This is a genomic window from Thalassospira sp. HF15, assembly GCF_011806525.1.
Lineage (GTDB): Bacteria > Pseudomonadota > Alphaproteobacteria > Rhodospirillales > Thalassospiraceae > Thalassospira.
Genome location: NZ_JAAVKI010000001.1, coordinates 1 through 13,922, shown reverse-complemented (window position 1 = coordinate 13,922; position 13,922 = coordinate 1). Strand labels below are relative to the sequence as shown.

Here is a 13,922-nt window from a genome sequence, read left to right as displayed (position 1 = left end):
TTCCCGTATTTTCTTTTTGTCTTGCAAACTGGTCATCGCGCAATCGCCTCGATGATGCTGTCTTGGGTGATTTCCGCACCGACCAGTTCAGAAACCTTTTCACGATCCCGCATCACGGCAACACGATCGGCAAAGGCGACGATTTCTTCAAGTTCACTGGATGCGACCAGAAGGGCCAGCCCCTCGTCACACAGCTCCTTGATCAGCTTGATGATATCGGCGTGCGCACCGACATCAATGCCGCGCGTCGGTTCATCAAGAATAAGCAGGATCGGCTTGGACACCAGCCAGCGTGCCAGAATGACCTTTTGCTGGTTGCCACCACTCAGTTGCCCGACGGGTTTTTCGCTGTCGGGCGTGGCGATGCCGAGTGCCTTGATCATGTCATCGGCAAATTGCTGTTGCTCGGCGCGCGGGATCGGTCGCAACCAACCACGCCGCCCCTGAAGGGCGAGCACGATATTCTCGCGCACACTCAGCTCGGCAACAATACCATCCTGTTTGCGGTCTTCGGGGCACAACCCGAAACCAGCCCGGATCGCATGACGCGGGGAACGCAGCATGACCGGTTCACCATCAAGGAACACCAAGCCGCTGTCAGCCTTTTGCGTGCCAAACACCAGTTCGGAAAGCTCCGTCCGCCCTGATCCCAGCAATCCGGCCAAACCAACGATTTCGCCCGCTTTAAGGTCGAGTGAAACCGGCTCCAGCACACGCTTTTTGCCAAGATTTTTGATCTGGATCTGGCGTTCCGGGCCGTCATAGCTGCCCTCGTCCTGATGACGATGGGCACTGACTTCGGCCAGTTCACGCCCCAGCATGTGATTGATCAGGTCAATCTGCGCCAGTTCCTTGGTGACAAATGTGCCAACCAACCGGCCATTGCGCAGCACCGTAATACGGTCGGTCACGGTGTAAACCTGATCCAGGAAGTGGGTGACAAAAACAATACCCAATCCCTTGTCACGCAATTCGCCCATGATCCGGAAAAGGGTTTTGATTTCATCACCGTCAAGCGATGCGGTCGGCTCATCGAGAATGAGCACCTTGGCATCAAGCGCCACTGCACGCGCAATCGCGATCAGTTGTTGAATGGCGACCGAATAGGATCCCAAAGGCCGATTGACATCAATATCAAGCCCAAGGATTTCAAGTGCTTGCTTGGCATGGGCCTCGGTCTTTTTCCATGAAATCAGGCCGAATTTCAGGCTCTGACGTTCGAGCATCAGGTTTTCGGCCACCGACATTGTCGGGACCAGATTGACTTCCTGATAGACCGTTGAAATACCCAGTTCCTGCGCATCTCCCGGATGCTGCGGATGGATTTCCTGTCCGTCGAGTGACACCGTACCGGCATCGCGGGGATGCACCCCGGTAATAACTTTGATCAGGGTGGATTTACCCGCCCCGTTTTCGCCCAGAAGGGCGTGAATTTCGCCGCGTTCAAGGTCAAAATCCACATCCTCCAGCGCCTTGACGCCGGGAAAGAATTTCCCCGCACCGCGCACTGAAAGTACTGTGTTTGACATATCCTGCCCCTCTCCCTGTACTGTCTTTGAAGTCTTTTGCTGCGGATACAACCGGACGCACCCCGGCATTTGCCGGAGCACGTCCAATATCATGAGAAGCGGTCCTCAGGTTTCGTGAGCGCGATGCCCACAAAGACACTCAGAGGTTATTTGCTACGCATTTTGTATTCTTCAGCAGCAGTGTCCGGAAGATAGAGCGGGCCATTTGCCTTGATCCATTTCGGAACTTCTTCACCGTTCATGGATGCCTTGATCGCATCAAAGGACGGAGCACCAAGATGCGGGTTCAGTTCGATGGTTGCGTTGGTATCACCATCGGCCATCGCCTTGAAGATATCCGGAACCGCATCGATCGAAACGATCAGCATGTCTTCACCCGGATTAAGACCGGCTTCCTTGATGGCCTGAACAGCACCGAGTGCCATGTCATCGTTATGCGCATAGACCGCACAGATGTCCTTGCCGCCGTTTTCAGCTTTCAGGAAGCTTTCCATGACTTCCTTGCCGCCGGAACGGGTGAAGTCACCAGACTGCGAACGAATGATGCTAAGCGCCGGGAAGTTCGAAATCACCGACTCAAAGCCTTCTTTACGGTCATTGGCAGCAGACGAACCAACGGTTCCCTGCAGCTCAACAACGTCGCAAACGCCGTTGGTTTCTGCTGCCAGCCAAGCAGCAGCAAGTGCGCCTTCAACCACGAAGTCAGAAGCCACTTTCGTCAGATACAGGTCTTCGCTTGCATCAACGCCACGGTCAACGAGAACGACCGGAATGCCAGCGTCTTTTGCTTCCTTGAGAACCTGATCCCAACCGGTTTCAACAACCGGTGCCAGAAGAATGCCGTCCACACCCTGCGCGATGAAGGAACGGACTGCCTTGATCTGGTTTTCCTGTTTCTGCTGTGCGTCGGAGAATTTGAGATCGATGCCACGACGTTCAGCTTCGGCTTTGATCGACGCCGTCTCAGACGTACGCCAGCCACTTTCTGAACCGATCTGCGAGAAACCGATCATCATCTCGGCCTGTGCGGCAACCGAAAGACCAAGAGCAACACCCATTGCAGCAGTCGATACTGCCAACTTCTTAAAACTTACCACGATTTCCTCCCTAAGAGTGGCTTATTGCTTAAAAGCCATATAGTATTACAATATGATTTCTAAGCCCTCAACCATATAGTGTCTCATCCTTTAGAGTGATCGCGCCAAGAGACATAAAACCTAGACGAAACCAACGAAAATCAATACCTTGGCGGCAACCAAACACCACAAACAACGGCGACACTAAAAATGGCAAAACCCAAAATTGCTGCACTTAAAAAGGGTGAAAATGCCCCGCGCGCTGCATTAGAGAGCCCTCAGATTCGCGTGTTGGTTTCTGCGCTTGGCGCCCGTCTTTGCGAGGTCTATTTGAAAGACCCAGAGGACGGAAACGAAACCAGTATTGCGGTTAATCTGGCAGATGATGCTGCCTATCTGGATCAGGACAGCTATATCGGGGCGGTGTGCGGGCGCTATGCCAATCGCATCGAAGCTGCACGTTTTCCCGACCAGAATGGTAAGATGGTTCAGCTTGCCGCCAACGAAGGGGAAACCCACCTGCATGGCGGACCGGATGGTTTTGACCGGCGTGTTTGGACGATCTCTGATCAGACAGACCGCAGCGTCACGTTCGAGCTGACCTCGCCCGATGGCGACCAAGGATATCCCGGCACAATGACCGCGCAGGCCACCTATTCATTGGTTGCCGATGATCGCATCAGACTTGAAATCACCGCCACCTGCGATCAGCCCTGCCCGGTCAACATGACCAGCCACGCTTATTGGAACCTGAGAGGCAAGTTTGACCAAAGTGCCGCTGATCACGTCCTGCAGATCAATGCTGATCAGTGGCTTCCGGTGGATGACAAACTCATCCCGGATGGCCCGGCGCAAAATGTGGCCGGAACCGGATATAATTTCCAGAAACCCGCCAAAATTTCCGCCAACCTGCCAAACGCCAAACAGGGATATGATCATAATTTCTGCCTGACCGGCGCCCGCGGCGACCTGCGCCAGATCGCGACCCTGTCAGCCCCTGACAGCAACCGGTCGATCAAACTGTTTTCGACCGAGGCCGGTCTGCAATTCTATCTCTCGCAGCATTTCAACGAGGCGATGAAAACCGAAAACGGCGTGTCCCTGCACCCGTCAGGCGGCATCGCACTTGAACCCCAAACTTACCCCAACAGCCCGAACCGCGAAGACTTCCCCAGCCCATGGCTCAAACCCGGCGAGACGTATCGGCATGTGATTGAGTGGGAGTTTTCCTGAAGCAGCAAGGCAGCATCAGTGCGATGAGATTTGGATACGGCGCGCGTTTGTTATTACCAACCGCCCCCACCGCCACCGCCACGACCGCCCCCGGAAAAACCGCCCCCCCGCGATGCAAAGCCAGTCGAAGGTATTGATGGCGCCCCGTGCGATACTGCCGCCGCACCAAGCCGCCCTGCACTGCGCGATCCGAAATCACCAAGACCGCGCCAACCGCGCCGGCTGTCGCGATACCATGCCGGATCATAGGATTGCGCCGCATTTGGATCGGTCGAAGCGCGTGATTTCAAAAAGGCTTCGAACCGTTCGGTCCAGACCTGTTCGGCATCAAGGGCCATGGCAAAGGGCAAATGCTTTTCAAAAAAGGCAATGGCATCGCCCATTTCGCGGCTGGCAAAATTAAGTCGGTCTTCCTCGGCCATGGTCAGATAGCGGCGATAACCTTCGATTTCGGCGCGAACCGTCAGAAACGCCGTATTGGGAACTTCAAGCCAGATGCCAAACAGCGCACAGGTTAGAACCGGCAATGCCGCAACCCCGATCGCAACCGGTGACATTACCCCGGCCACGATCACCGCAACCCCGAAAAACGGCACCATGAAACCAGCACCTATCAACAGCACGCGGATCAGCCGGACATACCAGCCGTCCCCGGCTGACATACCCGACCAGAAACGACGCAGGACATTGAACACCATCATGAAGCCGGCCGAAAAGATCACACAGCCAACCAACGCCCCGACATAGCTTTCTGCGTCGTGCGCAGCAATCGACGGATCAAGCAACACCACAGCCAGCAATGACAATGTGCCGATCACCCATCCGATCCGCCAGGCGCGGTCATTTCGGATGAAATGCGTGTCGCGATTGGTTGGTGCATAGATTTTGGCCAACCAGTTATGGGCACTTTGCACTTCCTGGCGATATTCGTTGCCAATGGTGATTTCGGAAACACCTGCTTCGCGGAACAGAGAATTGAAAACGGTTTGCTCATCATCGCAAAGGTCATCAATCTTGCCCGACAATTTGCCCAGAACATATTCCTCATGCCCGGTGACACTGATCGACAGACGCTTTTTCACGGCAAGACTGGTCAGGACAACGGCAAAGGCCCGACTAGCATAGGTTCGCCCGGCCGATGCATTACGCCACAAGAACCCCACCTTGGCTGCAGACATGCCTTCTGGCGGCTCAAACCGCGGTATAACAGCGGGGCCAGCAGGATCTTTGCCAAACCCGGACCATGCCCAAATGAGATAACCTACCAGCAAAAGCCAAATCCCAAAGCCGATGACAATGCCAATATTGTCGCGCATCAACTGGTCCAGATTGATCGCGCCTTCTGGCCGCACAACATGACCGGCCGGCCATGACACAGCAAATGTCAGCCCCTTGCCCGGCACCAGTTTTTCGGTGGTTTCGACTGTAAAGACATTGCCGTTATCGGGTTTGGGCACACGAAACTGCGCGCCGCGTTCACGTTCATATCCGGTATAGGCCGCAAAACCGGTCCGAACCGCATCGTCCGGCAAATGAATGGTGGCGCGGGCTTTATCAATGGTGAATTGCCAGCGATTGCCCGTGACGTTCCAATATAGCTCGTCGATGCCATCACCAAACGACACTTGATCCTTCATCCGATAGATCAGGGTGAATGTATGATCTCCAGACGAAAGCAACTGATCTGGCTCGCCGATATAGACGCGTAAATCACGGCCGATCGTTTCGGTTTTATAAGCCACATCACGACCATCAAGAAACACTCGGCTGATCTCGATCTCGCTGACCTGATAGAAACCCGATGGCAAGGCAACGACCAACGGAATATCGCGATAAATGCCACGCTTAATCTGCGCACCATTGGCATAAACCGAAATGTCTTCGCGAACAGTAATTGATCCGTTTTGGCCCACCACGATATTAACGGTGAATTCAGTAATGCGCTCTGAATAGCGTTGAGCTGCGGCTTGCCCCGACAAAAAGATGGCAATTAGCCACACAGCAAGGATGAGCCAGGCACCGCGCATTGAGAGGTGCGCGCGCTGCCGTGACTCCACACCTTTCCGATGAATGAGCATTAATCGAACTTCACGCTGGGCTTCTGGCGTTCAATCGCATGCTCGACCTCGTAATAACTGCTCTCGACAAAGCCGAAACTGCCTGCGACAAAATTGCTGGGAAAGGATTGCACCGCGACATTCATCTCGCGCACAGTGCCGTTATAATAACGCCGCGCCATTTGGATCTTGTTTTCCAGCTCCGAAAGCGCGCTCTGCAATTCAATAAACGTCTCATCGGCCCGCAGTTCCGGATAGGCCTCGGAAACCGCAAAAATACGCATCAATGCGGTCGATAGCTGCCCTTCAAGTTCCTGTCGCTGTTGCGCGTTTTCGGACCCGGCTGCCGATGTTTTGGCACGAAGTTCTGCCACTTCCTCGAACAACTCTTTCTCGTGTGCGGCGTAACCTTTGACTGTCTCTACTAAGTTCGGCACCAGATTGCTACGACGTTTCAGTTGAACGTCGATACCGCTCCAGCCTTCCTGAACGGCCTGCCGCAGGGATACCAGTCGGTTATACAAACTGACCCCGTAACCAAGCAGAACCAAGAGGAATACAAAGACAACAACCAGAACTATAACTGCAACACTCAAGGCATCACTTCCTTTGCCAAACTGCTCTGTTGCTTACGAGGCACAGAGCCACAAAAACAAAGGTAGCAAAACCAATTTACAAAGCAACTATTTAGCTCATTCAGCTTTTGAACAGGCGCACTTGCAGCGCTTTGAAAATAATGACTTCAGTAGATTTTACAGCGCCGCAACAGAACCATCCGCCCGTGGATCAGAGGCGCCTTCCATGACGCCATCCTTGCGCAAGCGGATGCCGCCCGCATGGCCCATCATGTCTTCATAGGGGCCGACGCGTTCGACGGTGTGACCGGCTGATTTCAGTTGTTCGATCAGGGCAGGGTCAAAACGGTTTTCGAGTTTAAGGGTTGTGGTGTCATCACCCCAGGTTTTGCCCAGCAACCAGCGCGGAGCGCTCACCGCTTCTTGCAGGTCCTGCCCAGAAAGGACATGGCGGGTGAAGATGGCAGACTGGGTTTGTGGCTGTCCCTCGCCGCCCATGGTGCCATATGTCAGCACCGATCCGTCATTCAGCTTTGCCAAGGCCGGGTTGAGGGTGTGGAACGGCAAGCGGCCCGGTCCCAACTGATTGGGGCCATCATGGAGCGTAAAGCTTGAGCCGCGATTTTGCCACAGCACACCGGTTTCCGGGACCACGACGCCGGAACCGAATTCCCAAAAGATGCTTTGGATATAACTGACCGCAACGCCATTGGCATCGACCGCACCCATCCAGATGGTATCGCCGGGCTTTGCCACATGCGGCCACGGCAAAGCGGTTTTCATATCGATTTTGGCGGCCTCGGCATCGAGCATCTCATCAGACAGCAACGCCATTGGATCAATGCGCATGCGGTCCGGGTCCCCGATATGGGCATCACGTTTCAGAAACGCGCGTTTGGTCGCCTCGACCAAGCCATGGATATGATCAAAGCCGTCAGGCTTTGCCGCCCCCAGCCCCAAACGGTCATACAGACCAAGGATCATCAGCGACGCGACACCTTGGGTCGGCGGCACCATGTTAAACACTGTCCCGCTTGAAAGTTTGACCGACAGCGGTGTCATGGTTTTGGCGTGATAGGCTTCAAAATCCGACAGGCGAAGCGGGCTTCCGGCCGCCTCAAGCCCGCGCGCATTGGTCTGCGCGGTATCGCCGCGATAAAAATCATCAAATCCGGCACGACCAAGATGTTCAAGCGTGGCGCCAAGGGCCGGTTGGGAGAGCACGTCGCCGATCGCAGGGATACCATTGGCGGCATAGGTTTCAACATAGCCCGGAGAGTCTTTGAGTTCTGCCATTTTGGTCGCGGTCAGGGCCGCCTGTGAGGTGGTGACCGGTACGCCGGTTTTGGCGTGATGGACCGCATCGGCCATCAGGCGGCTGTGGGGTATCTTGCCACCAAGCGTGTGTGCCACCTCTGCCGCCTTGATCCAGCCGCCAATTGCGCCTGCCACCGTCAGGGCCGCCAACGGGCCACGGGCCGGGATCGCGGCCTTGCCCTGTTCGCGGTAGAAGTCTGGTGTCGCAAGCCCGGCCGCACCGCCGCAAGCGCGAATGGCAATCGGGTCTTTACCGGGTTCGGAAATCAGCCAGAAACCATCGCCGCCAATCGCGTTCATGTGCGGATAGACAATCGCAATGGTCGCAGCCGCAGCAATAATCGCCTCAACCGCGTTGCCGCCTTCGCGCAGGATGTCACGCCCGGCCTCAGATGCCAGATGATGCGGGGCGGTGACCATGCCCCCAACTGCGGTTCTTGAACGTAGCATTGTCCGTTGGCCTCCCTGCCATTTCAGATTGCATAACTTTCATAGCGCTGTTTTGCCGTTTCGCGGCAGACTTTTCACATTGTAGAAAGCAAACCGAAAACCATTTCGTCTTTCTACCAAAGGCAACGCCTCGTCTTACTAAGTCAAGCTACCCAACAAAGACGCTCAACAGTCCAAAACCGATATGCCCGGATAAATAAATCACCACTGTTGGATATTTTGCCTCATCTGGTGTATATGTCTCGCCAGGAAACGCCTAGAAAACACCAAGAGAACCTCGCAAGAAGGGTCGGATGAACAGATGATTGAGCATCGCCAGTCGTTTGCAATACCACATGACACCAGTGATGCCGTTGGCATTGCCCAGCAACTTTGTCAGGCGCTGGAAGACGATATTGTCAGCGGTGCCCTGCCACCGGGCAAACGTCTTGAAGAGCCGCTTCTGGCCAAACGTTTTGGGGTTTCACGCACACCGGTTCGCGAAGCCCTTCAGATGCTGACCGCGACCGAACTGGCGGAAAAAATCCCCAATAAAGGCGTTTATGTCTCGATCGCCACCCCCGAACGGCTGACCGCGATGTTTGAAAGCATGGCTGAGCTCGAAGGCATGTGCGGCAGACTGGCAGCCGAGCGCATGACAAGCGGGGAGCGCTATAACCTCGAACGCATTCACAATGAACTGTCCGAAACTGTGCGCCTTGGCAATTCCGGGGGATATGAAGCGCTCAACCGGTCGTTTCACAATGCGATTTATCGCGGTACGCATAATGACGTGCTGGTCGATGTGACCCTCTCGGTGCGGCGGCGCGTCGCCCCGTTTCGTCGGGTGCAATTCCAGAGCCTGTCACGGCTTGCCGCATCGCATGCCGAACATCAGGGCATTGTCGATGCCATCCTGCGCGCTGACATCAAGGCGACCGAAGACTTACTCTATGCCCATATCATGGCAGTCCACGAAATCAGTCAGGAATACCTCACAAGCCTGCGCGATGTGTCCGCCCAAAACGACCAAGCCGCTGCAAAATAGGGTTTAAAGGTCAGTATTGTTGGGCAGCCAGCGGCTTTCGCAATCCGCGCCGAAATGCGCCCGGCCCTTCCCCGTATTGCGCCTTGAAGCGCCGGGAAAATGCCGGCATCGATTGATAGCCGCACCGCAAGGCGATCTCATCCATCGATAGGTTGGTATCGCGCAAAAGCGCCTTGGCCCGGCCCATACGCCAGTTTTGCAGATATTGCATCGGTGCAATCCCGACGCACTCGCCAAAACGCAAGACAAAACGGGTGCGTGACATACCCGCCTGTTTGGCCAGCAATTCAGCAGTCCAGTCACGGTCCGGTTGACCATGCATACATGATAGCGCACGCGCGATTTTGGCATCGGCCAATCCGGCAAGGAAGCCTTGCGGCATGTCGGAACGTTTCAGTTGCGCCGCCATCAGCGAAATCACAAGCACCTCCATCAGGCGTGCCAAGGCACTGCGCCAACCCGGTTCGGCCGTTTGTGCAAGCGTTTGGATCATCGCAACGATGGATGATTGCGCGGTCCCGCCGGAATCACTTTGGGCGTCATCTGCGCGCAGGATCACGTGATCATCCATCAGGCCAAAACCCGGATGGCGATAGTCATCGTCAAAGGCGCAAAACCCGCACAACAAACGCACATCGCACCCACCATCGACTTGATTGCGCAACATCCCGGCCACCGGATCAAATCCGGCCGCCATCGCATCAGCGAGCGGTACCGTGCTTGTTTCCGGTGTATCACACAGGATGTGCCCACGGCCATTTGGCACCAGCACAAGATCACCTTCGCAAAGATCAATTGCCGGTGCGTCTTCGGAAAGCAGGAGCTTGCAACCACCGGCCAAAACCAGATGAAAGCGGATGCGTGCACCATCGGCCGGAATATCAACACTGAATTCATCGGCCAGTTCTGCAGTGAAATAAAGATCACTGCGCAACCGCAACCCGGCACACACGTCGCTTAGCACATCTTGCTGCATCTTATCCATCAAAGCGATTTGGAACGATCTGATAATTTATTGACAGCTTAGCGCAAAGACGCACGCCCGGGAATGATCAATGATCGCCAGATCGCGTCACCAGATGGATAGAATTGATCATGAGCCCGGAAAACCTTACAGCCCTGATCGGCTTTGCCTTTGTCATGTCAGTTTCGCCCGGCCCAGGTAACTTCCTGCTGCTGGCATCCGGTGCCAATTTTGGCATCGCCCGCACCATCCCGCTGATCCTTGGCATCAGCAGTGGTTTTCTTTCGATGGTGTTCGTGGTTGGCTTGGGACTGGGCGAGATTTTGCAACGCTTTCCGATGGCTCAGGACATCCTGCGCATCATCTGCTTTGCCTATATCCTGTGGCTTGCCTACAAGATATCGCAAATCAGATCGCTTGAAGGCCATGATCAGGCAACAGCAAAACCCATCGGATTTGTTCAGGCTGCGATGTTGCAGCTCCTCAATCCAAAGGCATGGACCGTCGCCCTGATCGTGACAGTTACCTACACCGTCCCGTCTGCGGGGGTCCCGGGGCTTTTGGCGATGATCGCGGTCTTTGCGCTCGTCAATATCCCGTCGATTTCAAGTTGGGCGATGTTTGGCGCGGCCATGCGATCGTTCATCAGCCAAGGCAACCGAACCCGCATCTTTAACATCATCATGGCCGCACTGTTGGTGGCATCAATGGTGCCGATGTTGCTACCGATATAACAACCCTCAGGCCTGTCGGTGCGACAGAAGCCGATCCAGCGACAGCTTGCCGCCACCAGCAAAGATCATCGCAACCAGAACCGACACCCAAAGCAGGCGCTGATCAATCAGCTCGTTGGGCAGGCCATTGCCAAGCATGCCAAGGGCAGCGCCATGAAACGCCACGTCAACCACGGTTTGCACGACGACAAAGCCGATCATGCCAAGGGCCGCCAGACGGGTAAACAAGCCGGCAACAATCAGGATCGGCAAGACGAACTCGCCAATGGTTCCGGCCCAGACGATCAGATGCCACGGGAAGAACGGAATGGCTGACGTATCATAAAGATACTGTTCGGCAACCGGCGGCAATATCTGTGCAAACGCCCCGGCACTCAGGCCAAAGCCATCGATTTTGGTCAGCGCGCTGTTGAAGTAATAGGGCAGCAGCAAAAGAACAAAAAGCCCGCGACTGCCAAGTGCGACATATTCGCGCCCGCCAAGGGCGTCCATCTTCATTTCAAGACGGGCAAAACCGCCCACTACGTTACTCATCATCATGCCCGTTTCCTCTCGGGATATCAAAGTGCGCATCGAAGGCGCCCATTGTTAAAAATTCGGCAAAGCTCGCAATGACATCAAAATTGGCATCAGCCTGAAGGGCTTCCGTGCAGGCTCTGCCAAGATCGAGCCCGTCTTGCGTCAGTGCGGTAAAGAACACGGTCTGTCCGACTGTCAGAAGGTGCATATCGACCTGCATGTAAGGCCGCGTGACCAGAACGGTTTCAGGGCGCTGCACGATGCTGGTTTTGCCGCTCTGTGCGCCTTCCACCGGGTTCTGGGCCGTCCAGATTGCAAAGATCGGGGAGTCCGATGCAATCACCTGACACGCCGGATGGGCTCGCAAAATCATCTTTTCAAGCTGGTCTTCAAGACCTTCCAGATCCCCAGCCACAAGCGGCTTGGCATCGGCAGATGTGCTGACTTCAAGCCGGGCACGCTCAAGCCGCGCGATGTCGGCCAGATACGGCAGGCTTTCGCGGATCGGATGACCTGCCAGAAACGCGGCAAAGCCTTCCCCATAAAGGGCAAGCGATCCTGCACGCGCGGTTTCGGATTGAACAAAGCCCTGCGCAAGGCGATCAAAAAAGCCGTCGCCCACCAGCTTGCGCACGGTCGGGTAAGCGGCACCCAGCGCGTCGTACAAACCCCGATGAACATTGTTGCGGTAAATCGCAAAGCGGTGCGCATATCCTTCTGCGACACTGCTTGGCACAGCATCGGGTTCCGGTGCGCGCAGTGCGTCGGCAAAGCCGTCATAAAAGGATTTAAGCTCCGTCATGACGCAGCCTCGAACTTTTCAGCCACGGCATTACCTAGATGGCGATCAGCAAGGGCGGCCTCATGGGCCAGCACATCCCAGCCCGGCACGTCATTATCCCATTCAATCAGGGTCGGACGCCGCCCGATACGAGCAATCAGACGATCAAACAAATCCCAGACCGGATCGGCCACGGGGCGTGAATGGGTATCGATCAGAACGTTGTCGTCGGGATTGGCATCGCGCTCATGCCCGGCCAGATGAATTTCACCGACCAGATCGCCGGGAACCGCATCAATAAAGGCATTGGCCTCAAAGCCCAGATTATGCGCCGATATGTAAACATTGTTTACATCGATCAACAAACCACAGCCGCTGCGCTCCGCGGCTTCGCTGATAAACTCAAGTTCGGGGATCGAATTTTGCGGCAGCGATACATAGGAAGTCGGGTTTTCAATCAGGATCCGCCGCCCGATGAAATCCTGCACAGTATTGATCGCATCGACCAACTGCACCAGCGAGGTTTGCGTCATCGGCGTTGGCAGCAGATCGGCCATATAAAGCCCCTCATGGGCTGACCATGCAATATGTTCTGACACCATGGCGGGATTAAACCGGTCAACCAACCGTTTAAGGTCGGCCAGATGGTTTTTGTTTAAAGGTTCCCCACCACCAAGCGACAATCCGACCCCATGCATCGAGATTGGATACTGTGCAGAGAGCTCTTCAAGCATGGCAAGACGCGGACCACCGGCAACCATGTAGTTTTCCGGATGGATTTCAAACCAGTCCACAGCTGGCTTTGAACCAAAGATATCTTGCGCGTGCTCGGCCTTGAAGCCGACACCCGCCCGCCTGGGAAGCTCACGAGCCGGAAGCTTGCGATCAGGAAGCTGTGTCAGCGTTTTCATATCGGGAACTCTCAATCAATCATAGCGCGGGCGGACGGTCAGCACATCGGGACAGGGGGAGACATCTGCAGACATGCAAATCGGTGCTGACCGCCCGTTGGGACGCTTGATAGGCTTTGGAACTTGTCGGGAGTGTTAGCCCTGCGGGATATCGCGATCCAGCTCTTCAAGGCTGCCCATGACTTCACGGCCATCAGCCGTTGTGAAGCTCATATCTTCGCAGGTACCAGCCGGAACCAGCTTCCAGGCATTGCCCTGATAATCAACAGTCGACGTACCGGCACAGGTCGTGCCCGGGCCTGCTGCGCAGTCATTCTGACCGGCCAGAGACACACCAAAGCATTTTTCCTTGGCACCATCTGCAGCAGCCTGATTGACGGCCGCCATCGAAACAGCAGCACTCAATGCTGCACCCAGAACCATAGCTTTTTTCATCGTCTTTTCCCTTCGGTTAAAGTCGGAACACCACATCCATGTGATGGTTTAACCGTAAGGGCGATGTGTATTTTCGTCACTGCACCATTCGCACACGCGCAGTCAAAGAGACGTGAGACATTTCGCACGTCTCCTCACGCTTGCGTGAACAGCGACACTTGGACCAGAAACGACAAAACCCCCGACCGGTTAAGGTCGAGGGTTTCTGAATGTCGTGTGATGATAGGGAATATGATGTGCTGTATTTGGAAGGCCCGGCGGTGACCTACTCTCCCGTGCCTTAAGACAAAGTACCATCGGCGCAGGCTGGTTTC

Annotated in this window: 13 protein-coding genes; 3 read left to right on the top strand and 10 right to left on the bottom strand. The window is 55.2% G+C overall.

The genetic code is table 11. From position 1 onward, the window contains the following. Nucleotides 1–32: 32 nt before the first annotated feature. Nucleotides 33–1,529 (bottom strand): sugar ABC transporter ATP-binding protein, encoded by a 1,497-nt coding sequence (locus HED22_RS00065; protein WP_167717719.1) that lies wholly within the window; start codon nt 1,527–1,529, stop codon nt 33–35. Nucleotides 1,530–1,675: 146 nt separating this feature from the next. Beyond that, the gene (locus HED22_RS00060) at nt 1,676–2,626 is read right to left on the bottom strand and encodes an ABC transporter substrate-binding protein (protein WP_368484452.1); all 951 of its coding nucleotides are present in this window, start codon (nt 2,624–2,626) and stop codon (nt 1,676–1,678) included. A gap of 189 nt (nt 2,627–2,815) precedes the next feature. On the opposite strand from HED22_RS00060, the gene HED22_RS00055 reads away from it, so the two are divergent. Further along, nucleotides 2,816–3,838, top strand: coding sequence for an aldose epimerase family protein (locus HED22_RS00055; RefSeq protein WP_167717718.1), 1,023 nt, complete (start codon nt 2,816–2,818; stop codon nt 3,836–3,838). 53 nt (nt 3,839–3,891) lie between these two features. On the opposite strand, the gene HED22_RS00050 is transcribed toward HED22_RS00055, so the two are convergent. The 3 genes from HED22_RS00050 to HED22_RS00040 all read right to left on the bottom strand — a co-directional run bounded on the left by HED22_RS00050 (nt 3,892) and on the right by HED22_RS00040 (nt 8,237). Continuing rightward, complete coding sequence (locus HED22_RS00050) at nt 3,892–5,865, bottom strand: DUF2207 domain-containing protein (RefSeq protein WP_167717717.1); 1,974 nt, start codon at nt 5,863–5,865, stop codon at nt 3,892–3,894. Nucleotides 5,866–5,915: 50 nt separating this feature from the next. Continuing rightward, entirely contained in the window at nt 5,916–6,491 is a 576-nt protein-coding gene (locus HED22_RS00045; protein WP_175581071.1) for a LemA family protein, read from the bottom strand. Nucleotides 6,492–6,647: 156 nt separating this feature from the next. Next, nucleotides 6,648–8,237 carry a gamma-glutamyltransferase family protein gene (locus tag HED22_RS00040; RefSeq protein ID WP_167717716.1) on the bottom strand — a complete coding sequence of 530 codons (1,590 nt, stop codon included), beginning with the start codon at nt 8,235–8,237 and terminating at the stop codon, nt 6,648–6,650. 301 nt (nt 8,238–8,538) lie between these two features. Between HED22_RS00040 and HED22_RS00035 the strand changes: the two genes are divergently transcribed. Beyond that, nucleotides 8,539–9,264, top strand: a complete 726-nt coding sequence (locus HED22_RS00035) for a GntR family transcriptional regulator (RefSeq protein ID WP_167717715.1) — start codon at nt 8,539–8,541, stop codon at nt 9,262–9,264. A gap of 10 nt (nt 9,265–9,274) precedes the next feature. Here the strand turns inward: HED22_RS00035 and HED22_RS00030 are convergent, their stop codons facing one another. Continuing rightward, on the bottom strand, nt 9,275–10,240 hold the full coding sequence (locus tag HED22_RS00030) for an AraC family transcriptional regulator (RefSeq protein WP_167717714.1): 966 nt from the start codon (nt 10,238–10,240) through the stop codon (nt 9,275–9,277). A gap of 119 nt (nt 10,241–10,359) precedes the next feature. Between HED22_RS00030 and HED22_RS00025 the strand changes: the two genes are divergently transcribed. Next, nucleotides 10,360–10,962 (top strand): LysE family translocator, encoded by a 603-nt coding sequence (locus tag HED22_RS00025; RefSeq protein ID WP_167717713.1) that lies wholly within the window; start codon nt 10,360–10,362, stop codon nt 10,960–10,962. A gap of 6 nt (nt 10,963–10,968) precedes the next feature. On the opposite strand, the gene HED22_RS00020 is transcribed toward HED22_RS00025, so the two are convergent. From HED22_RS00020 to HED22_RS00005, 4 genes are all read right to left on the bottom strand, one after another. Then, nucleotides 10,969–11,502, bottom strand: a complete 534-nt coding sequence (locus tag HED22_RS00020) for a DoxX family protein (protein ID WP_167717712.1) — start codon at nt 11,500–11,502, stop codon at nt 10,969–10,971. Then, on the bottom strand, nt 11,489–12,283 hold the full coding sequence (locus tag HED22_RS00015; protein ID WP_167717711.1) for a DUF2063 domain-containing protein: 795 nt from the start codon (nt 12,281–12,283) through the stop codon (nt 11,489–11,491). The genes HED22_RS00020 and HED22_RS00015 overlap by 14 nt, the downstream gene beginning before the upstream one ends. Next, nucleotides 12,280–13,173 carry a DUF692 family multinuclear iron-containing protein gene (locus tag HED22_RS00010; RefSeq protein WP_167717710.1) on the bottom strand — a complete coding sequence of 298 codons (894 nt, stop codon included), beginning with the start codon at nt 13,171–13,173 and terminating at the stop codon, nt 12,280–12,282. Before HED22_RS00010 ends, HED22_RS00015 begins: the two co-directional genes overlap by 4 nt. Before the next feature lie 135 nt (nt 13,174–13,308). Next, on the bottom strand, nt 13,309–13,608 hold the full coding sequence (locus tag HED22_RS00005) for a DUF2282 domain-containing protein (protein ID WP_167717709.1): 300 nt from the start codon (nt 13,606–13,608) through the stop codon (nt 13,309–13,311). Nucleotides 13,609–13,922 lie beyond the last annotated feature (314 nt).